We start from the raw sequence: 19,314 nt of genomic DNA on the forward strand, positions 1-19,314 counted from the left end.
AAGGGGGTTCGATGAATCGTGTGAGAATCGGCGGGGTCCTGGCCGCCGGCGCGCTGCTGCCGTTGGCCGTGTGCGCAGTGGGGCGGCTGGAGTCCCGCAGCGGCGGGCGGGCCGTGGTGGCCGACACCCTGAACCGGCCGGTGCTGCTGGTCGGCACCGCCGCCGTCCTGCTGCTGGCCGCGCGTCTGGTCCGCGGCCGCCGGGACACGCTCGGCGGGGTGGCGACGGCGGTCGGGGTGCTCGGGCTGCTGTTCGCGGCGGGTGCGTTCTTCCTCGCCTCGTTCCGGGAGCCCGTCCGCTGGGACGCCCGCACGAGCTCCCCCGACCGGGCGGATCACGTCCTGACCGTGGTCAACCGGGGCGACTCGGAGCAGGAGAGCAACACCTTCGACATCGGCCTGGAGACCGGCACCGGCCTCTCGGCCCGGCGCTGGCACGTCCTCACCGTCCAGCAGGAGTTCCCGGGGCAGGGCGAGTTCGTCTCGGCGCAGTGGTCCGACGCCGGCCGGGTCCGCGTCACCACCGACGCCGGCCACCGCGTCTTCGCCGTCGACCCGGGTTCCGGCGAACCGACGCTGATCGAGAGCGTCGGCGAGCTGAAGTCCGTCGTCCAGGGGGCCTGAGCATGAACGATGCCACGGACGACGGGACGTTCGCCGCCGAGGCCGCGGCGGCGTGGGCGGTGCTGCTGGGCTGGTGTCGGGGACCCGAGCCCGCCGAGGAGACCGAGCGGGCGCTGCGACGCCTGATCGAGGCGGCCGCCGACGAGCCGGTGCTGCGGGTGCTGTGCCCATGGCTGTCCATGACCGGCCTGAACGTGTCCACCTCGACGGACTTCCGGGTCTGGGGCATCGAGGGGTTCCCCTCCGTCGTGGCCTGGAAGGGTGAGTTCACGGTCGTGGAGGGGCTGGGGCGGGAGAACCGCGTGCTGCTGGAAACGGCGGACGTGGCGGAGGCCGTGGCCTTGCTGGCCGGCCGGGTGCGGGAGCGCCGGGCCTGAACCGCGGGACCGGCCGCGGGGACGCGCGGCCTGGGGCCGGGCGGTCAGGGCCGGCGGGTCCAGCGCCAGTGGTTGGTGAGGCCGAGGCCGGCGCCCAGGAGGGTGGCGGCGGCGATGACGAGGGGCAGCGAGCGGGTGGCGACGGCGACGACGAGTGTCAGGGCGCCGAGGGGCAGGAGCCAGCGGAACCACGGGGCCCGGGGGCGGCGGAGGGCGTCGAGGAGGGCCGCGGCCGGGAGGGTGAGGAGCATGAGGAAGGAGAGGACGGGCATGCCCTGCGGTGTCGCGTTCAGTGCCAGCTGCATGGTGGTCCGACCCCTCCCGTCGCCGTGGTCCGGCCGGTCGGGCCGGACCACGGCGTCAGCTTCTCACGGCACCAGGATGCGCAGGGCGTCCTTCGCCACCGTGACGTCCACCGGGAGCCGGTTGATGAACTCCCCGTCGGCGTAGGCGGTGATGCCGGGGGACTCGATCCGCAGGGACTCGGTGCGGAGGGTGGTGACCTCCGGGTAGCTGGTGTGGGTGCCCTTGAAGACGGTCGGGAAGAACCGGGCGATGCGCAGGCGGGGCATGGCGTCGACGAGGGTGACGTCGAGCAGGCCGTCGTCGGGCAGGGCGCCGGGGCACATCAGCATGCCGCCGCCGTAGCTGCGGGTGTTCCCGACGGCGGCCAGGGTGAGGTCGCGTTCGATGACGGTGCCGTCGGCGAGGGTGATGCGGAACGGCAGTGCCCGCAGGTTGGCGAACTCGGCGAGGATGGCCAGGTTGTAGCGCATCCGGCCGCGCGGCCAGCGCAGCCGGTTGGCGCGGTCGCTGACCAGGGAGTCGAAGCCGGTGGCGAGGACGGAGCCGTACCAGCGGACGGCGCCGTCGGGGCCGGTGATCCGGCCGAGGTCGATGCCGCGGGTGCGTCCGGCGGCGATGACGTCGGCGGCGGCTTCGGGGGCGCCGAGCGGCAGGCCGTACTCGCGGGCGTGGTCGTTGCCGGTGCCGGCGGGTATCACGCCGAGCGGGACGGGGGTCCCGGCCAGGGCCTGGAGGGCGAGGTTGATCATGCCGTCGCCGCCGACGACGGCCACCGCGTCCACCCCGCCGGCCACCGCCTCGCGGGCGAGGCGTACGGCGTCCTCGGGGGAGTCCCCGGCCTGCGGTTCGACCTGGATGCCGAGGGCCCGCAGCCGGGCGGTGGCCCGGTGGGCGGCGGGTTCGGCGTGGCCGACACCCGCCGCCGGGTTGGTGAGAACGGCGACCCTGCGGACGGTTCTCACCTCGTTCACCTTCGTGCTCCCCGGAGGCGAGGGCCCTGAGGTCGGGCAGGAGGCGGTCCCCCTGCCTGGGACGCGGTCTCCAGGGGGCTTCGGCTCAGAGTGGTGAAGCGGCGGGGCGACCGGTGTAGGTCCGGACGGAGGCCGTTGTCATTGGCCTTCGGTAGTTTGGTCGTGTGCACCTGAGGTACTCCTATCGCCTCTATCCGACAGTTGGTCAGCGCGCTGCGCTGACCCGAACTTTTGGGTGTGCGCGAGTGGTTCACAACGACGCTCTCGCAGTGCGGAAGGCGGCTCGCAAGGCTGGTCTTCCGTATCCCAGGGCCACTGAGGTGCAGAAGCACGTCATCACGGCGGCGAAGAAGACGGCTGAGCGCGGGTGGCTTGCCTCGGTCGCTGTGGACCCGCTGATCCAGTCGCTGCGGGATCTGGATACCGCTTACCGGAACTTCTTCGACTCTGTCTCCGGCAAGCGTGCCGGTCGCCCGGTGGGCCTTCCCCGGTTCAAGTCCCGCAAGGACGGCCGGCAGTCGTTGCGGTTCACTCGCAACGGGTTCCGGATCCAGGGGAACGGGAAGTTGAACTTGGCGAAGATCGGCGACGTACGGGTGAAGTGGTCTCGGGACCTTCCGGCGGATCCCTCGTCGGTGACGATCGTGCTCGATGCGGCCGGCCGGTACCACGCCTCGTTCGTGGTGGACGTGGAACCCGATCCTCTGCCCGAGGCGGGCGCTGAGGTCGGCATCGACCTCGGTCTGGTCACCTACGCCGTCCTGTCCGACGGCAGCGTGATCGACAACCCGCGTTTCCTGCGCAAGGCGGAGAGGAGGCTCAAGGCCGCGCAGCGGGAAGCGTCCCGCAAGGCCAAGGGGTCGAAGAACCGGGCCAAGGCCCGCCGGAAGGTCGCCAAGGCGCACGCCAAGGTGGCCGACACCCGCAGGGACTGGGCGCACAAGCAGACCACCAGGATCGTCCGCGAGAACCAAGCGGTGTACCTGGAGGACCTGAACGTTCGCGGCCTGGCGCGGGGTCGTCTGGCCAAGTCCGTCCACGATGCAGGATGGGCCGCCTTCCGGCGCCTGCTGGAAGAGAAGGCAGTCCGGTACGGGCGCACCGTCGGCATCGTGCACCGGGCGTTCCCCTCGTCCCAGGTCTGCTCGGAATGCGGGTACCGGGACGGACCCAAACCCCTCGCGGTGCGCGAGTGGACCTGTGGCGCGTGCGGTGTCCTGCATGACCGTGACCTCAACGCTGCTCGCAACATTCTGGCCGCCGGGCAGGCGGACAGGTTAAACGCCCCTGGAGGGCCGGTCAGTCCCGGCGTGGCGATCCCACGCCGGGCACGGCCCGATGAACGGGGAACCCGCCTCGGCGGCCGGCGGTCCACGGAAATCCGTGCCGCAGGCGCGCGAGGAATCCCTGCCCCTGAGGGCAGGGAGGATGTCAAGGGATCAACTTGCCGGGGTTGAGGATGCCCGCCGGGTCGAGCTCGGCCTTGACGGCGCGCAGGATGCGCACGCCGAGGTCGCCGATCTCCTCGGTCATCCAGGGCCGGTGGTCGGCGCCGACGGCGTGGTGGTGGCTGATGGTGCCGCCGGCGCCGAGGATGGCGTCCCCGGCGGCGCGCTTGGCGGTGCCCCAGCGGGCGAGCGGCTCGTCGCCGAGCGCGGCGACGACGGTGAAGTAGAGCGAGGCGCCGGTCGGGTAGACGTGCGAGATGTGGCAGAGCACGAGGGAGCCGGGCAGGGCGCCGGTGAGCGCCTCGGTGACGGCGGTGCGCAGGGCCGGCAGCCGGCTCCAGCTGGTCGCGGTCTCCAGGGTCTCGCACAGCGCGCCCGCGCTGAGCAGCGAGTCGCGCAGGTAGGGGGCGTTGAACCGGCCGTGCTCCCAGGCCCGGGCGGGGGCCTCGCCGAGCGAGGTGGCGCCGGCGGCGAGCAGGGTGTCGCGGGTGAGCTGCTGCCGGGCGGCGACCTGGGCGGCGCTGCCCTCGAAGACGGTGACGGCCAGGCAGCCGGTGACCGCCGGGGCGCCGCCGATCTGCTCGGTCATGGCCAGGTTGATCATGGTCTCGGCCTCGTCGGAGAGCCGGATCACGGTCGGGCCGGTGCCCTGCTGCTCGACGGCGCGCAGCGCGGCGGTGCCGGTGGCGAAGTCGGGGAAGCTCCACGCCTCGTACGCCTTGACGGCGGGCAGCGGGTGGACGCGCAGCCGCACGGCGGTGATCACGCCGAGGGTGCCTTCGGAGCCGAGGAAGAGCTGGCGCAGGTCGGGTCCGGCGGCGGAGGCGGGGGCGCGGCCGAGGTCGAGGATCCCGGCGGGGGTGACGACGCGCAGTCCGCGCACCATCTCGTCGAAGCGCCCGTACCCGGCGGAGTCCTGGCCGGAGGAGCGGGTGGCCGCGAAGCCGCCGATGGTGGCGTAGCGGAAGCTCTGCGGGTAGTGGCCGAGTTCCCAGCCGCGTTCGGCGAGCAGGGCTTCGGCGGCCGGGCCGGTGAGGCCCGCGCCGAGGACGGCTTCGCCGGAGGTCTCGTCGAGGTCGAGCAGCTGGTCGAGGCGGCGCAGGTCGAGGGAGACGACGACGTCGAAGGCTCCGCGCTCGGGGTCGAGGCCGCCGACCACGCTGGTGCCGCCGCCGAAGGGGACGACGGCGATGCGGCGTTCGGCGCACACCGCGAGGACGGCGGCGACCTCCTGCTCGCTGCCGGGCAGCACGACGGCGTCGGGGGCGTCCTGCGCCTCGCGGCTGCGGCGGCGCAGCAGGTCGGGGGTGGACTTGCCGCCGGCGCGCGGCAGCCGGTCGGCGTCGGCGGCGCTGACGTGCGCCTCGCCGACGGTGGCGGCCAGCGCCTTGAGGTCCTCGGCGGAGATCCGGGACGGGTGCAGCACGACCTCGTCGGCGCTCGGGCCGGGGGCGGCGTCGCCGGTGACGCCGAGGGCGGCGGCGAGCAGTCCCTTGATGTCGGCGGACAGTTCCTTCGCCAGGGCCGGGTCGCCCCAGGCGTCCCACTTCATCGGGGGGAGCGGAAGTGCGGCGCCGGCCGGTCCCGCTTGCGTCTCAGGTGCCATGCGTTACAGTTTCACACATCATGTCAAGTAGTAACGCCGAGCCCGAGACGCCGTCCCCGACCCCCGGGGAGCGCAGCACCGACGACGCGATCCTGGACGCCGCCGCCGACCTGATCGTCCACCTCGGCGTGCGCCGGACCCAGTTGTCCGAGATCGCCCGCCGCGCCGGGGTCAGCCGCCCCACCGTCTACCGCCGCTGGTCGGACGTCCGGGCGGTGATCGGCGCGCTGCTCACCCGGGAGATCCTGACCACGCTGGACGGCGCCGGGCTGGACGTCCACGACCGGGAGACCCTCGTCGAGCGGGTCGTGGAGATCGCCGTCCGGCTGCGCGACCACCCGGTGCTCGGCGCGCTGCTGCACTCCGACGACTCCGACCTGCTGCTCCAGTACGTCGTCGAGCGGCTCGGCACCAGCCAGCGCGGCCTGCTGGAGGCGCTGCGCGCCGGCATCGAGCAGGGGCAGGCGCACGGCTCGATCCGGGCCGGCGAGCCGCTCGAACTGGCCGCCATGGTCCTGCTGATCGCCCAGTCCACAGTCCAGTCGCACCGCATGGTCGCCTCCCTGCTGCCCGAGGCGGCCTGGCGGCGCGAACTGGCCAGAGCGCTGAACGGATACCTCGCGCCATGACCTCCACCGCAGGCCCGCACCAGGGATCGAACCACGGCCCGAACCACGGCCCGAACCAGGGCCCGTACGCGAGCCCGTACGCCGGCACCGGCCGGCTCGACGCCGCCCGCCGCACGCTGGAACTCGAAGCGCTCGGCGACGACCCCCGGATCGACCTCCTGGTCATCGGCGGCGGCGTCACCGGTGCCGGAGTGGCCCTGGACGCGGCCGCGCGCGGCCTGCGCACGGTGCTGGTCGAGTCCCGCGACCTCGCCTTCGGGACGAGCCGCTGGAGCTCCAAGCTGGTGCACGGCGGCCTGCGCTACCTCGCCTCCGGGCGGATCAAGGTGGCCCGGGAGAGCGCCGTCGAGCGCGGCGTGCTGATGACCCGCACCGCCCCGCACCTGATCCGGGCGCTGCCCCAACTGGTGCCGCTGCTCCCGGACCTGCTGCGCCCGGGCCAGGCCGCGCTGATCCGCACGGGCTTCCACGCCGGGGACGCGCTGCGCCTGACGGCCGGCACCCCGGGCGCGCTGCTGCCCCGGATGCGCCGGGTCGACGCCGACCGGACCCGCCGGCTGGTGCCGGGCGTGCGGACGGACGGGCTGCGCGGTTCGCTGGTCGCCCACGACGGCCAACTCGTCGACGACGCCCGGCTGGTGGTCGCGCTGGCCCGGACCGCCGCGCAGTACGGGGCGAGCGTGCTGACCAGGGTGCGCGCCGAGCAGGTCACCGGCACCTCGGCCCGGCTGGTCGACACCCTGACCGGGCAGGAGCTGGCCGTCCGGGCCGGCGCGGTGGTCAACGCCACCGGCGTCTGGGCGGGCGAGGTGGACACCTCGATCAGGCTCCGGCCCAGCCGGGGCACCCACCTGCTGGTGGACGCGGCGGCGCTCGGCAACCCGACCGCCGCCCTCACCGTGCCGGTGCCCGGCTCCACCAGCCGGTTCGTCTTCGCCCTGCCGCAGCAGCTCGGCCGGGTCGCGATCGGCCTGACCGACGAGGACGCCCCGGGCCCGATCCCGGACGAGCCGCAGCCCACCGAGGCCGAGCGCACCTTCCTCCTCGACACCGTCAACGCCGCCCTCGCCACCGCCCTGACCACGGCGGACGTGCGCGGCGCGTACGCCGGGCTGCGCCCGCTGATCGACACCGGGGACGGCAGCACCGCCGACATCTCCCGCGAGCACGCCGTGCTGGAGAGCCCGTCCGGGGTGATCACCGTGGTCGGCGGCAAGCTCACCACCTACCGCAGGATGGCCGAGGACGCGGTGGACACCGCCGTCCGGCTGCGCGGCCTGCCCGCCCGCGCCTGCTGGACGGTCCGGCTGCCGCTGATCGGTGCCCCCGGACACCGGGACAGCCGCCCGCTGCCGGCCGGGGAGGGGACGGCCGATCGGGCGGTCGGCGGGGAGGTGCCCGCCTCGCTGCTCGCCCGCCACGGCGGCGCGGCCCACGAGGTGTTGGCGGCGGGGGAGTTGACGCCGATCGCGGAGGGCCTGGACGTGACCCGCGCCGAGATCGCCTACGCCGTCAGCCACGAGGGCGCGCTGGACGCGGCCGACGTGCTCGACCGCCGCACCAGGATCGGGCTGGTCGCGGACGACGCGGAGCGGGCCCGGAAGGCGGTCGAGGAGATCGTGGCCGAGAGCCTCGGGGAGGTCCGGGAGGGCTGACGCGCCGGGCGGGCCGGCCCGTCAGGGGGCCCCGACCCGTCAGGCCGCGGCCCGGGGGAAGGGGGCGAGGTCCGGCTCCACCCAGGCGGTCCGGGCCTGCTCGCTCGCGAGCGTCTGCGGACGGTAGTGGCGGCTGAGCAGGTCCTTGTCGAGCAGGTCCGGGTGCCGGGCGGCGAACCGCTCGAAGTCCGTGTCCGTCGCGTCGTCGTGGGCGTGGAGGGCCACCAGCTCGACCCAGGCCCGGGTCATGGTGACGTGGAACTTCTGCGGCGCGCCGGCCTTGGTGGCGGTGCGCAGGATGCCCTCGCCGATCAGGTCGAGCGCGGCGGTGGCGCCGTGGCGGCGCACGGCGAGCCAGGTGAGCCGGACGTGCTGGCGGTGGCCGAAGCGCTCGGCGTCGGCCATCACCTCGCGCAGCAGTTCGTCGAAGGTGTCGGGGGTCGCGAGGGTGGTCATGCGCAGGCCTTCGTCGTGGGGGTCGGTTCGATGGAGTCCGACCCGCGATCGTACGGTTTCCTGCTATTTGCGGGCAAACCACCCGAACGGGGTGTTTCAGCGCGCGGTGCGCTCGGGCATCGGGTGCTCGGCGCCGGACAGCTCCAGGACGCAGGCGAGCGGGTGCTCGGCCCGCCCGGTGCGGTCCAGTCGGACCGCGAGCGGCTTCGGCGGCTCCTCGGCGACCTGCGCGGCGAGGGTCAGCGGGTACTCGCCGTGCCCATGGACGCGGTGGAAGGCGCACTCCTTGCCGTCGACCAGCAGCTCGGTCTCGGTGATCCAGCCGGACCGGACGTTGACGGTCACCGAGTGCCCGCCCTGGTCGAGGTGGAAGCTGTACCGCTGGCGCATCGGGACCTCCGGCGACAGGGCCTGCGACGAGGGGGGAACGGGGGAAGGGCGGAGGCGGGGAAAGCCACTGCCAGTCTAGGGCGGGTGGTCGTTAGGGTGCTCGACATGCGCAGCACAGCGGGTGGCCTGCGGCCGTACGGGCCGGACGACGAGGTGGCCGAGGACGAGTACGTCCTCGGGCTGTACCGGGTGCCGGTCAAGGCGAGGACGGGCCGCAAGGCCGGCCCGGCGCCGCGGCTCGGGCGGCTGGAGGCCTGGGCGGACGGCGGCGCGCTGCGGGCCGTCCTGCGCCGCCTGGGCGCGCGGACCCTGCCCACCCTCGCCCGCCACGAGCCCGACCTCGACTTCAGCAGCCGGATCCGGCAGCCGTCGACGGCCGCGCTGGTCCGGGAGATCGAGCAGGTGGACCTGGCCCGGCTCCCGGCCGCCGAGCGCGAGGTGCTGCGCCTGCTGCTGGACTGGGGCCGCAGGGCGGCGGCCGAGAACGGCGCGCTGCGGATCGAGATCGACGCCGTGCAGTGACGGCGGTGACCGGCCGGGTTCCCGGACGCGACCCGGAGAAATTCCCGGGGCGGCCCCACCTTCCGACGGATTCTCGTGATCTCTACAGTGTTGTAGATTCGTCCACAGGGAGAGATCCGAGGAGGGCATTGTGGGAGTTTCGCTGGCCAAGGGCGGCAACGTCTCGCTGAGCAAGGAGGCGCCCGGACTGAGCGCCGTGATCGTCGGTCTCGGCTGGGACGTGCGCACCACCACCGGGGCCGACTACGACCTGGACGCCAGCGCGCTGCTGTGCAACGCGCTGGGCAAGGTGGTCTCGGACCAGCACTTCGTCTTCTTCAACAACCTCCGCAGCCCCGAGGGTTCGGTCGAGCACAGCGGCGACAACCTGACCGGCGGCGGGGACGGGGACGACGAGCAGATCAAGGTCGACCTGGACCGCGTCCCGGTCGACGTGGCCAAGGTGGTCTTCCCGGTGTCGATCTACGACGCCGACGCCCGGCTGCAGAACTTCGGCCAGGTGCGCAACGCGTTCATCCGGATCGTCAACCAGGCCAACGGCCTGGAGATCGCGCGCTACGACCTGACCGAGGACGCCTCGACCGAGACCGCGATGGTCTTCGGCGAGCTGTACCGCAACGGCAACGAGTGGAAGTTCCGCGCCATCGGCCAGGGCTACGCCTCCGGCCTGCGCGGCATCGCGACCGACTACGGCGTCAACGTCTGACGTTCCGGCGTGAGTTGACGGGGTTTCGGCGGAATCGGGCGGCCCGGGCGCACCGGCCGTCCGGCCCGCTCAGCCGGTGCGGCCGAGCGCGTGGCCGCCGAAACCCCCGCCGGTGGTGAACTGGTGCTGCCACCAGGCGGTCATGGCCGGCTCGTCCATCCGTGACCAGTCCGGCGCCCCGGTGACCTGGGACCGGCCGAGGGTGCGGCCCAGCTCCACCAACTCCCGCCCCGACGCCGTCCGTTCGCGGTCGTAGGCGGCCAGCAGGGCCGCCCAGAAGTCGGCTTCCCGTCCCGCCAGTTCGAAGGCGTGGGCGTCCTGCACCGCCTTCACCACGCCGCTGGTGTTGTGCGGGCGCACCACGGTGGCCGCGTCCCCGCCGATCAGCAGTCGGCCGGCCGTGCGGCACGGGGCCGCCAGGTCGTAGATCGGCTGCAGGAAGGTCCGTTCGCGCGGGGTCAGGGTGACCAGCGCGGCCCAGTACGGCGGCAGGTGCCGCTCGGCGAGCTGCCGCAGTTCGTCCAGCTGTCCGTCGCCGAGGCTGCCCGCCGGGATGCTGGTCGGGCCGTCCAGTCGCAGCCAGGCGGGGGTGGGCGCGTAGAACACCCAGTTCACCTGGGTGCGGCCGGGCTCGACCCCGGGGATGCGGTAGATCACCACCTGGCCGCCGGGGTAGCAGGCGGTGATGGCCTGCTCCTCCGGCCAGGGCGCCGCACCGCCGGGCAGCTCGGCGAGCAGGGCGGCGTCGTAGCTGCCGCGCCAGCACACGTACCCGGCGTACCCGGGTTCGGCCTGGGGGCAGACGGCGGCGCGGACCACCGAGCGGTAGCCGTCGGCGCCGATCACCAGGTCGTACGTCTCGCGGACGCCGTCCGCTTCGGCCCAGGCGCCGTCCGGCCCGGTGCCGACGGCCGTCACGGTGGTGCCCAGCCGGAACTCGACCTGCGGGGGCGTCCGTTCGCGCAGCGCCTGCCAGAGCACGCCCCAGTGGTGGGAGTGGAAGGGGAAGGGCTGGGCCCAGAGCAGCCGTCCGCAGTCGTCCGGTCCGTCGCCCTCGCCGGCCGCGCCCCGGGTGACCCAGCGGCGGACGGTGAGGCGGTGCCGGCGGGTGTCCGCGTCGAGGTGCCCGGTTCGGACCAGTTCGTCGAAGCGGTCGTCGTGGGTGCACAGCCCCACGCCGCGGTCCTCCAGCCGGCCGGGGCTGCGTTCCAGCACCACCACGTGTTCCGCGCCGAGCCGGGCCGCGGCGCCGGCGAAGGCGCTCCCGGCGATGCTGCCCCCGACGACGGCCACCGAGCCACCCCGCACGGTCGCTCCTCTCCCGAGCTCGCGATGTCCCTTGAGATGTCCGGGACACGACGATACGCCGCCGGGCGGGCTCCGGCGGTGTGTTCGAAGCATCCGGGGGTCTTCCGGCGGGCCGGTGCGGCAGGGCCGGCCGGTGTGTCCGGCGGGTTCGGCGCGCCCGGCCGATGTGCCCGTCCGGCCGATGTGCCCGTCCGGCCTTATGCAACTAGTTGCATACCTCCTGCCCGTCCCCTACCCTGCGGTAACAACGACCCCCAGCCCGCGCCCCAGGAGACGTCGATGAGCGCCCACCCCGGCAGCAGCCGCTACCCGCACCTGCTCAGCCCGCTCGACCTCGGCTTCACCACCCTGCCCAACCGCGTGATCATGGGATCCATGCACGTCGGCCTGGAGGAGGCCCCCGGCGGCTACGAGCGGATGGCCGCCTTCTACGCCGAACGGGCCCGCGGCGGCGTCGGCCTGATCGTCACCGGCGGCATCGCCCCCAACGAGGCCGGGCGCCCCTGGGAGGGCGGCGCGATGCTGACCACCGAGGAGGAGGCCGACAAGCACCGGACGGTCACCGACGCGGTGCACGCCGCCGGCGGGAAGATCGCCCTCCAGATCCTGCACTTCGGCCGCTACGCCTACCACCCCGACCTCGTCGCCCCCAGCGCGATCCAGGCCCCGATCAGCCCCTTCACGCCCAACGCGCTCACCGCCGAGCAGGTCGAGCAGACCATCGAGGACTTCGCCCGCTGCGCCGAACTCGCCCGCCGCGCCGGGTACGACGGCGTCGAGATCATGGGCTCCGAGGGCTACCTGATCAACGAGTTCATCGTCGCCGCGACCAACCGCCGCGAGGACGAGTGGGGCGGCACGTACGAGCGGCGGATGCGCTTCCCGGTGGAGATCGTCCGCCGGGTCCGCGAGCGGGTCGGCGAGGACTTCATCATCGTCTACCGCCTCTCCATGCTCGACCTGGTGCCCGGCGGCTCCACCCTGGACGAGGTCGTCCGGCTCGCCCAGGCCGTCGAGGCCGCCGGGGCGACCATCATCAACAGCGGCATCGGCTGGCACGAGGCCCGCATCCCCACCATCGCCACCTCGGTGCCGCGCGGCGCCTTCGCCTGGGTGACGAAGAAGGTGATGGGCCGCGTCGGCATCCCGCTGGTCACCAGCAACCGCATCAACACCCCCGAGATCGCCGAGAGCCTGCTCGCCGAGGGCAGCGCCGACCTGGTCTCGATGGCCCGCCCGCTGCTCGCCGACGCCGACTTCGTCGCCAAGGCCCGGGACGACCGCGCCGAGGCCATCAACACCTGCATCGGCTGCAACCAGGCCTGCCTCGACCACACCTTCAGCCTCCAGATCACCTCCTGCCTGGTCAACCCGCGCGCCTGCCACGAGACCGAACTCGTCCTCGGGCCCACCCGGTCGCGCAAGCGGATCGGCGTCGTCGGGGCCGGCCCGGCCGGCCTGGCCTTCGCCGTCTCCGCCGCCGAACGCGGCCACGACGTCACCCTGTACGACGCCGCCGAGACGATCGGCGGGCAGCTGAACATCGCCCGGCGCATCCCCGGCAAGGAGGAGTTCGACGAGACGGTGCGCTACTTCCGCACCCGGCTGGCCGAGTTGGCCGTCACACTGCGGCTCGGCGCGACCGTCACCGCCGAGCAGCTGGCCGAGCAGGGCCACGACGAGATCGTCCTCGCCACCGGCGTCACCCCCCGAACTCCCCTCGACATCCCGGGAATCGACCACCCCAGCGTGCTCGGCTACCTCGACGTGCTGCGGGACGGCGCGCCGGTCGGAGAGCGGGTCGCCATCCTCGGCGCGGGCGGCATCGGCTTCGACGTGGCCGAGTTCCTCACCGACCCGGGCGACGCGGCCAGCCTCAACCCTCCCGTGTTCCAGGCCAAGTGGGGCATCGACCCGGACTACCGCGAGCGCGGCGGCCTGCGCGCCCCGGAGCGGCCGAAGCCCCCGCGCAGCGTCCACCTGCTCCAGCGCAAGACCAGCAAGGTCGGCGCCGGCCTCGGCAAGACCACCGGCTGGATCCACCGCACCGAGCTCAAGCACCGCGGCGTGGTGATGGTCCCCGGCGTCACCTACGACCTGATCGACGACGCCGGCCTGCACCTCACCGTGGACGGCGAGCGCCAGCTGCTTCCCGTCGACACCGTCGTGCTCTGCACCGGCCAGGAGCCGCGCCGCGACCTGTACGAGGCGCTGCGCGAGCGCGGCCTGCCGGTGCACCTGATCGGCGGCGCCGACGTGGCCGCCGAACTGGACGCCAAGCGGGCCATCAAGCAGGGCACCGAACTGGCCGCCGCGCTCTGACCCGTCCCGCGCCCGGGCCTGCGTCGTGGCCCGTACGATCGACCCCATGTCGCTGCCGCACGCCATCCTCACCGCCCTGCTGGAGAAACCGTCCTCGGGGCTGGAGCTGACCAGGCGGTTCGACAAGTCGATCGGCTTCTTCTGGCCCGCCACCCACCAGCAGATCTACCGCGAGCTGGGCCGGCTGGAGGCCTCCGGACAGATTCGGGCCCTCCAGCCGGAAGCGCCGGTGCGCGGACAGAAGAAGGAGTACGAGGTCCTGCCGGAGGGCCGCGCCGAACTCGCCCGCTGGACCGCCGAGGGCGCCGCGCCGCGCGCCGTCCGGGAGCCCCTGCTGCTGCGGCTGCGGGCGGCCGCGGTGGTCGGCACGGACGGGTTGGCCGCCGAGCTGGAGCGCCATCTCGTGCTGCACCGCGAGCAGTTGGCCGACTACCGGGAGATCGAGCGGCGCGACTTCCCGGCCGAGCGGACGGACGCCGGGGCCCGGCTCCAGCACGCGGTGCTGCGGGCCGGCATCGGACTGGAGACCTTCTGGGTGCAGTGGCTCGCCGAGACCCTCGAAGACCTTCCTCCCTCTCCGTCTCAGGCCCCCACGTCGTCCGCCGACCCCGCGAACGGCTCCTGACCTGCGGAGACACCAGCCCGCGCGCCCTGCCCGGCCCCCGGTGGGACACTGGTGGCTGTCCCTGCCCGAACTCTCGACCGGGGGCCCGCATGCCTCGTTCCAGGCCCATCCACGCCCTCGCCGCCGCGGCCGTCGCCGTGGCGGTCGTCCTGGGCCCGTCCGCCCTGTCGGCGTCGGCCGCACCCGACCAGGACGCCCAGCCACTGCCCTCCGCCGACCAACTGAAGTCGGCCCTGCTGACCGCGGCCGACCTCGGCCCCGGCTACACCGAGATCCCGGTGACGCAGAGCCCCAGCCCCGGTGAGAACCCGACCCCGGTGGCGGGCTGTGCGGCGCTCAGCGCCCTGATCAACATGCGCGCCACCCAGACCGGCACCGATGTCGCGCACGCCGCGGTCGAACTCGACGGCCCGGACGGCAACCCGATGACCACCCAGGTCCTCGCGACCGAGGCGCCCGACCGGCTCGCCGCCGACTTCAACACCGTCGCCGACGCGCTCAAGACCTGCCACAGCATCACCTTCAACGGCGGCACCGACGACGAGGTCACCTTCACCGTCACCCCGGTCACCCTCGGCGACCGTAAGGACGCCCCGGCCGTCCACCTCGACGGCAGCCTGGCCGGCGTCCAACTCAACGGCTACGTCGGCATCGAGCGCTTCGGCACGGTGGCCATGGCCTTCGGCTTCTTCGAACGCCAGGGCACCTCCGAGCAGACCGCCTCCATGCAGTACCGCACCGCCGTCGCCAAGGTCGAACGCACCCTCGGCACCCACGCCGGCAGCACCACACCCCCCACCGCCACCCCCACCGACGGCCGGCCCGTCTGACCCGGCCCGCACTCGGACAACCTGGACAAGGCCTACGCCGTGTAGTCGTGTGCGGTGCCCGTCTCCCGCGAGGGAAGCGGGCACCGCCTCATGGCCGACGGTCGCCGCTCGTCCGGCAACGATCCGGTCATCGTGACATCGTGGAGGGTTGAGCGGTGGCCCGGTCGGGGACGGCGGCCGCACCCCCGTGGCGGCCGCCCCCGGTGGGCTCAGGGGTGGTAGACGACCTCGGGGAAGGCCTTCGACGGGCCGTCGAGCAGGTTGCCGCAGTGGCGGCCCCGCAGGTGGAGGTCGAAGAAGGCGCGCGGGTAGGCCTGTTGGATGAGGACGCCGCGGGCGGGGTCGAGGGTGCCGACCTCGGACTGGATCTGCTGGTCGGTCATCCCGAGCAGCCGGCCCGCCTGGGGGATCAGCGTCATGTTGTCGCCGTACGAGCTGTGCACGGCGCCGATGGCCTGGATGTCGAGGCGCCAGCCGCGCAGGTGGCCCCAGAAGGTCTCGACGTACGGACTGGCGGCCCGGGTGTACTGGGCGGTCATCATCATGAACGGACGGTCGATGTCGGTGGTGATGGCGGGGTTCGACTCCATCCGGCCGTCGAAGGTGAGCCCGGCGCGGATGCGCTGGTCGGCGACCATGGCGAGGCCGACGGCGGTGCCTCCCTTGGACCAGCCGCAGGCGCCGATGTTCCGTGCGTCGAGGCCGCCGAGCAGGCCGTTCGGCAGGGTGCGGCCGTCGACGTCGGGGTTGCGGCCGTTGGCGAGGTCGGTGACCCGTTCGAGCAGGAAGAGCAGGTCGGCGGCGTAGTCCCTCGGGTACAGGCCCGGGGCGACGCCGTCCCGGGTGACGACGGTGCCGTCGGGGAACTCGGTGACTCCGTCGTGGGTGTGGTCGACGGTGACGACGGCGAAGCCGTGGCTGGCCAACTCCTGGACCACGATGGTGCGGTCGGCGCGGTGGCTGCCCGCGCCGTGCGAGTAGAGGACGACGGGCAGCGGCCGGCCGGACCGGTGGACGGGTGCGCCCTGGTGGCCGGCGGTGAGCGGCGCGAGCGCGAGGGGGAGCGGGTAGCCGGCGTCGTCGAGGAAGGCCTTCAGGGCGCCGTCGGTCATCCAGGGGGCGAGCGGGTACGCGTCGGCGTCCGCGGGCGCGTACCTGGCCGGGTACCAGACGGTGGCCATCAGCTCGCGGTACTTTCCGGGCCGGGCGTTCGGGTCGAGCCGGGACTCGTCGCGCAGGTGCAGCGGCACCATCCCCACCGGGAAGGGGCCGGTGGGTGCGGGCAGGGTGAGCCGCGCGGGGGAGGCGGCGGCGGGCGAGGCAGAGGCAGGGACGGGGGCAGGGACGGGGGCAGGAACGGGAGCGGCCGAGGCGGTGCGGGCGAGGCCCAGCGGCGCGACGGCGCCCAGGGCGAGCGCGGTGCCCAGCATGCGGCGGCGGGTCGGTCCGGTGTGGCGGGCGGTCGGCGTGGTGTCCATGCGCGGAACGCTGTCACGTGGGGCGCGCGGGCGGCATCGGCCCACGGATTGATCATCCGTCAGGTCGCATTGGCCCGGGGATGTACATCCCCGGGCTGATGCGGCAGGCGGCCGGGCGAGATTCTCCGCCTGCCGCCTGCCCGTTGCTCGCCCCCGCTTAGACGAAGTTCTTGTCGATCAGCATCTGCAGCACGTTGACGTGGAAGTCCGGGAAGTCCATCGGCACGATGCCGAACCGGGCGCGCTGCTGGGTGCGGGCGCTCAGGTACGGGTGGACCGTGCGGTCCATCAGGGCCTGGGAGCTGGTCTTTGGCCAGTAACCACCGGCGTAGGAAAGGAAGTTGACGAACATCTTCGGGTAGGCCGGGTTGAGGAAGGCCTTGTCGAACTGGGCGACGATGCGTTGGCCCTTCGTGCCCAGCGGGTCGAGGCCGCCGGTCTGCCAGAGGTCCTGGGTGTCGAACCAGCCGTTCTCGCCGCTGGACCAGTCGATCAGGCCCCACGGGTTGGCGAAGTCGGCGATCAGGACGACCTTTCCGCGGGCGGTGGCGAGGGTCGGCCACCCGTGGAAGTGGAACAGGCCGCGGTAGCCCAGATCGTCGAGGTAGTGGTTGACCCGCCGCATGAACTCGGTGTCGTCGAGCGACTGGCCGCCGGAGCGCTCGTTGCGCAGGCGCATCAGGACGGTCTCGCCGGGGTGCGACTGGAGGAAGGACCGGCACCGGTCGAGTACGTCCTGGAGCCGGATGTGCTGGTAGGCGTCGGAGTGGTAGATCCCGAGCTCGTCGGGCGCGCCCTGGAGGCCGTTGCAGCGGATGTCGAGGAAGCGGACTCCCTCGGTCAACTGCTGGGGGATTCCCCAGTTCTGGGTGTGCGACCACTCGGTGCCGTAGGCGGGGTTCTCGCAGCAGGAGTCGTGGGTGCCGGGGATGGTGAGGTCGAGCAGGGAGAGGCTGCCGTCCAGGCGGCTCATCCAGCTGTCCGTCGGCAGGCCGCGCGGGGTGGTGGCGCCGGCGGCCGCCCAGGCGGTGCCGGGCAGGGCGAGGCCTGTGACGGTGGCGGCGCCCAATCCCGCGCCCCACCTGAGAAGTTCACGACGTGCGATGCCCATGGTGCGGCTCCTTGGGGTCCGGTCGGTCGTCCGAGGCGCGCTGCCATCCTGGCGCACGCGGCCACTGCTTCGACAGGCCCGCGGCGCCACGATCCCGACGCGTGGGGGCGATTCGCCCGTTCCGTGGCGGGGCGACGGTCGGTCCGGGCTGCCCGGGGCGCGGGAACCGGACGGGCCCGTGGGGCGTGTGTGTCCTGAACGGGAGCGCGGAGGAGAGGGGCGAGTACGGATGGCGGCATCGACGGACGACGGAAGAACGGGCGGCTGCGGGTGGCTCCTCGCCGGGCCGGTGCTGGCGCTGGTGATCACCTTGTCGGAGGCGGTCTTGGTCTCGCAGCGGTGGGCGGACTGCCCGGTCGGGAGGGAATCGCCGACCCATGCGGCGACGTGGGTGCTCCTGTCTACGGCCTGGCTCGGCATGACGGTGCTGCTGATCGTCTTCCAGGCCGCGCTGACAGCGGTGCTGCCGAAGAAGCTCGCGCCGGAGGTCAAGTGGGCGGTGCTGATCGTGGCGACCGTGGCGCTGTTCATCCTGTTCGATCTCGTCATGGGCTCCCCGGACGCGGACCCGGGCGGCCTCTGCTACCGCGGGTAGCCGCCCCGGACCCTGCCCTGCCCTGCCCTGCTTCCGCTCCCCGCCCGACCCGTCGGTGGGGTGAAGATCGAAATGCGCGGACGGCCGCCGCCCGCCACGGTGGGACCGTGGCTGCGATCGTCGTCCTCTTCGAAATGGCCCCGGACCAGTCCCTCGGCCCCGAGGGCGTCGGCCCGGGCGTGGTCGCGGTGCACGCCGCCGGCCAGGACCCGGACGTCCCGGAGGACCCGCAGGCGCGCACCTTCTGCGGGCTGGACACCGCCCCGATGGAGCACGCCCACTACCGTCCCGCCCGGCCGGGCGAGCCGTGGTACCCGCCCGAGCTGGAGCAGCAGCGGTGCCGGCTCTGCGAGGCGGCGCTGCACCGGCTCTGAGCGAAGATTCGCCCCTGAGCGAAGCGCCGGAGCACCAGACCGACGAGGACGAGGCCGGGTCAGCCTGGCCGGTGGGCGACCGCGCCGAACATCGCCACCGACAGGTGGAACGTCCCGTGCGCGGCGGCCGTGTCGAGGTCGGTGTAGAGCCGGTCGCACTGCTCCTCGGTGATCAGGCCGCGCCCGACGGCCGCCGCGCCGATGCCGCGGACGATCGGCTCGCTGACCGTACGGGAGTCGTGCAGCAGGACGTCGGCGCCGAGGTGGTCGACGGTCAGTCCGGCGTCGACCAGCAGGCCCGCGAGGCGGCGTCCGGCGTCCGGGGTGGCGGCGGTGCCCTCGGCGACGGCGGCCAGCGCGGGGCGGACCTCCGGGGCGACCGGGTGGAGCACGAAGGTGGCCCAGTCGGTGTCCAGCAGGGCGACCCGGCCGCCCGGGCGCAGCACCCGGGCCATCTCGGCGACGGCCTTCGCCGGGTCGGCGAGGTGCTGGAGGACGCGCTCGCACCGGACGACGTCCGACCCGCCGTCGGGCAAGGGCAGGGCGAGCGCGTCGCCGTCCAGGAACCGGGCCGCGCTGCCGGCCTCGGTGGCCCGCTGCTCGGCGACGGCCCGCAGCCCGGGGTGGGGTTCGATGCCGAGGGCACGGCCCTGCGCGCCGACCGCCGTCGCGAGCACCTGGGTCTCCGACCCGGTGCCGGAGCCGACGTCCAGCGCCCGCTCCCCGGGGCGTACGGCGAGCCGCGCGTGCGCCCACGCGCGCAGCCGCCGTACCCCGGGGTTGGCGGCCTGGGCGTCCAGCACGGCGACCAGCCGGTCGGTGAGCGCCGGGTCGATGTTGGCGGTGCGGAAGGGCGAAGTGGGGAGCGGGTCGCTCATGGCGGTCACCCTAGACCCGTCCTTCGCACATAACGAGTTCGGATGATGTGGTGATGCGACCGGTATCCCGATGGGGTGCCGGTCGTTGAGCCTGGCGTGCCGAT

The 19,314-nt window shown here is 73.6% G+C and carries 21 protein-coding genes; 12 read left to right on the forward strand and 9 right to left on the reverse strand.

Annotated elements, in window-relative coordinates; all coding sequences use genetic code 11:
• The first annotated feature begins 11 nt into the window (after positions 1-11).
• Positions 12-623, forward strand: a complete 612-nt coding sequence (locus ACFWP2_RS25765) for a hypothetical protein (RefSeq protein WP_380455409.1) — start codon at positions 12-14, stop codon at positions 621-623.
• Positions 624-625: 2 nt separating this feature from the next.
• Entirely contained in the window at positions 626-1,000 is a 375-nt protein-coding gene (locus ACFWP2_RS25770; protein ID WP_380455411.1) for a DUF6193 family natural product biosynthesis protein, read from the forward strand.
• Positions 1,001-1,044: 44 nt separating this feature from the next.
• Here the strand turns inward: ACFWP2_RS25770 and ACFWP2_RS25775 are convergent, their stop codons facing one another.
• Entirely contained in the window at positions 1,045-1,305 is a 261-nt protein-coding gene (locus ACFWP2_RS25775; RefSeq protein ID WP_380455413.1) for a hypothetical protein, read from the reverse strand.
• A 63-nt stretch (positions 1,306-1,368) separates the two neighbouring features.
• A complete protein-coding gene (locus ACFWP2_RS25780; RefSeq protein WP_380455416.1) occupies positions 1,369-2,277 on the reverse strand; it encodes a diacylglycerol kinase in 909 nt (302 codons plus the stop codon).
• Positions 2,278-2,441: 164 nt separating this feature from the next.
• Between ACFWP2_RS25780 and ACFWP2_RS25785 the strand changes: the two genes are divergently transcribed.
• Positions 2,442-3,734 carry an RNA-guided endonuclease InsQ/TnpB family protein gene (locus ACFWP2_RS25785; RefSeq protein ID WP_380455418.1) on the forward strand — a complete coding sequence of 431 codons (1,293 nt, stop codon included), beginning with the start codon at positions 2,442-2,444 and terminating at the stop codon, positions 3,732-3,734.
• Here the strand turns inward: ACFWP2_RS25785 and ACFWP2_RS25790 are convergent.
• The gene (locus tag ACFWP2_RS25790) at positions 3,709-5,277 is read right to left on the reverse strand and encodes an FAD-binding oxidoreductase (protein ID WP_380455420.1); all 1,569 of its coding nucleotides are present in this window, start codon (positions 5,275-5,277) and stop codon (positions 3,709-3,711) included. The genes ACFWP2_RS25785 and ACFWP2_RS25790 overlap by 26 nt on opposite strands.
• Before the next feature lie 74 nt (positions 5,278-5,351).
• Here ACFWP2_RS25790 and ACFWP2_RS25795 point away from each other — a divergent pair, with 74 nt between their 5' ends.
• Both ACFWP2_RS25795 and ACFWP2_RS25800 read left to right on the forward strand, forming a co-directional pair.
• The gene (locus ACFWP2_RS25795; protein ID WP_380455422.1) at positions 5,352-5,960 is read left to right on the forward strand and encodes a TetR/AcrR family transcriptional regulator; all 609 of its coding nucleotides are present in this window, start codon (positions 5,352-5,354) and stop codon (positions 5,958-5,960) included.
• On the forward strand, positions 5,957-7,615 hold the full coding sequence (locus ACFWP2_RS25800) for a glycerol-3-phosphate dehydrogenase/oxidase (protein ID WP_380455424.1): 1,659 nt from the start codon (positions 5,957-5,959) through the stop codon (positions 7,613-7,615). Before ACFWP2_RS25795 ends, ACFWP2_RS25800 begins: the two co-directional genes overlap by 4 nt.
• A 39-nt stretch (positions 7,616-7,654) precedes the next feature.
• On the opposite strand, the gene ACFWP2_RS25805 is transcribed toward ACFWP2_RS25800, so the two are convergent.
• Complete coding sequence (locus tag ACFWP2_RS25805; protein ID WP_380455426.1) at positions 7,655-8,071, reverse strand: hypothetical protein; 417 nt, start codon at positions 8,069-8,071, stop codon at positions 7,655-7,657.
• Positions 8,072-8,167: 96 nt separating this feature from the next.
• Complete coding sequence (locus ACFWP2_RS25810) at positions 8,168-8,461, reverse strand: hypothetical protein (RefSeq protein ID WP_380455428.1); 294 nt, start codon at positions 8,459-8,461, stop codon at positions 8,168-8,170.
• Between the two features lie 105 nt (positions 8,462-8,566).
• Between ACFWP2_RS25810 and ACFWP2_RS25815 the strand changes: the two genes are divergently transcribed.
• Together ACFWP2_RS25815 and ACFWP2_RS25820 are read left to right on the forward strand one after the other, a co-directional pair.
• Positions 8,567-8,983, forward strand: a complete 417-nt coding sequence (locus tag ACFWP2_RS25815) for a hypothetical protein (RefSeq protein ID WP_380455430.1) — start codon at positions 8,567-8,569, stop codon at positions 8,981-8,983.
• 130 nt (positions 8,984-9,113) lie between these two features.
• Positions 9,114-9,689, forward strand: coding sequence for a TerD family protein (locus tag ACFWP2_RS25820; RefSeq protein WP_360337509.1), 576 nt, complete (start codon positions 9,114-9,116; stop codon positions 9,687-9,689).
• A gap of 69 nt (positions 9,690-9,758) precedes the next feature.
• On the opposite strand, the gene ACFWP2_RS25825 is transcribed toward ACFWP2_RS25820, so the two are convergent.
• Complete coding sequence (locus ACFWP2_RS25825) at positions 9,759-10,997, reverse strand: monooxygenase (protein WP_380455433.1); 1,239 nt, start codon at positions 10,995-10,997, stop codon at positions 9,759-9,761.
• A gap of 279 nt (positions 10,998-11,276) precedes the next feature.
• Here ACFWP2_RS25825 and ACFWP2_RS25830 point away from each other — a divergent pair, with 279 nt between their 5' ends.
• The 3 genes from ACFWP2_RS25830 (at position 11,277) to ACFWP2_RS25840 (ending at position 14,774) form a co-directional block, all read left to right on the forward strand.
• Complete coding sequence (locus ACFWP2_RS25830) at positions 11,277-13,319, forward strand: FAD-dependent oxidoreductase (protein ID WP_380455435.1); 2,043 nt, start codon at positions 11,277-11,279, stop codon at positions 13,317-13,319.
• Positions 13,320-13,365: 46 nt separating this feature from the next.
• Positions 13,366-13,944, forward strand: a complete 579-nt coding sequence (locus ACFWP2_RS25835; protein WP_380455437.1) for a PadR family transcriptional regulator — start codon at positions 13,366-13,368, stop codon at positions 13,942-13,944.
• An 89-nt stretch (positions 13,945-14,033) separates the two neighbouring features.
• Positions 14,034-14,774, forward strand: a complete 741-nt coding sequence (locus ACFWP2_RS25840; RefSeq protein WP_380455439.1) for a hypothetical protein — start codon at positions 14,034-14,036, stop codon at positions 14,772-14,774.
• Between the two features lie 209 nt (positions 14,775-14,983).
• Here the strand turns inward: ACFWP2_RS25840 and ACFWP2_RS25845 are convergent, their stop codons facing one another.
• The gene (locus ACFWP2_RS25845) at positions 14,984-16,252 is read right to left on the reverse strand and encodes an alpha/beta hydrolase family protein (protein ID WP_380455441.1); all 1,269 of its coding nucleotides are present in this window, start codon (positions 16,250-16,252) and stop codon (positions 14,984-14,986) included.
• A 157-nt stretch (positions 16,253-16,409) separates the two neighbouring features.
• Positions 16,410-17,363, reverse strand: a complete 954-nt coding sequence (locus tag ACFWP2_RS25850) for a phosphatidylinositol-specific phospholipase C (protein ID WP_380455443.1) — start codon at positions 17,361-17,363, stop codon at positions 16,410-16,412.
• Positions 17,364-17,592: 229 nt separating this feature from the next.
• Between ACFWP2_RS25850 and ACFWP2_RS25855 the strand changes: the two genes are divergently transcribed.
• The gene (locus ACFWP2_RS25855; RefSeq protein ID WP_380455445.1) at positions 17,593-17,958 is read left to right on the forward strand and encodes a hypothetical protein; all 366 of its coding nucleotides are present in this window, start codon (positions 17,593-17,595) and stop codon (positions 17,956-17,958) included.
• A 107-nt stretch (positions 17,959-18,065) separates the two neighbouring features.
• On the forward strand, positions 18,066-18,332 hold the full coding sequence (locus ACFWP2_RS25860; RefSeq protein ID WP_380455447.1) for a hypothetical protein: 267 nt from the start codon (positions 18,066-18,068) through the stop codon (positions 18,330-18,332).
• A gap of 59 nt (positions 18,333-18,391) precedes the next feature.
• On the opposite strand, the gene ACFWP2_RS25865 is transcribed toward ACFWP2_RS25860, so the two are convergent.
• Positions 18,392-19,210 (reverse strand): methyltransferase domain-containing protein, encoded by an 819-nt coding sequence (locus ACFWP2_RS25865; RefSeq protein WP_380455449.1) that lies wholly within the window; start codon positions 19,208-19,210, stop codon positions 18,392-18,394.
• Positions 19,211-19,314: the final 104 nt, after the last annotated feature.

The sequence above is a fragment of the Kitasatospora sp. NPDC058444 genome (genome assembly GCF_042721415.1).
Taxonomy (GTDB): domain Bacteria; phylum Actinomycetota; class Actinomycetes; order Streptomycetales; family Streptomycetaceae; genus Kitasatospora.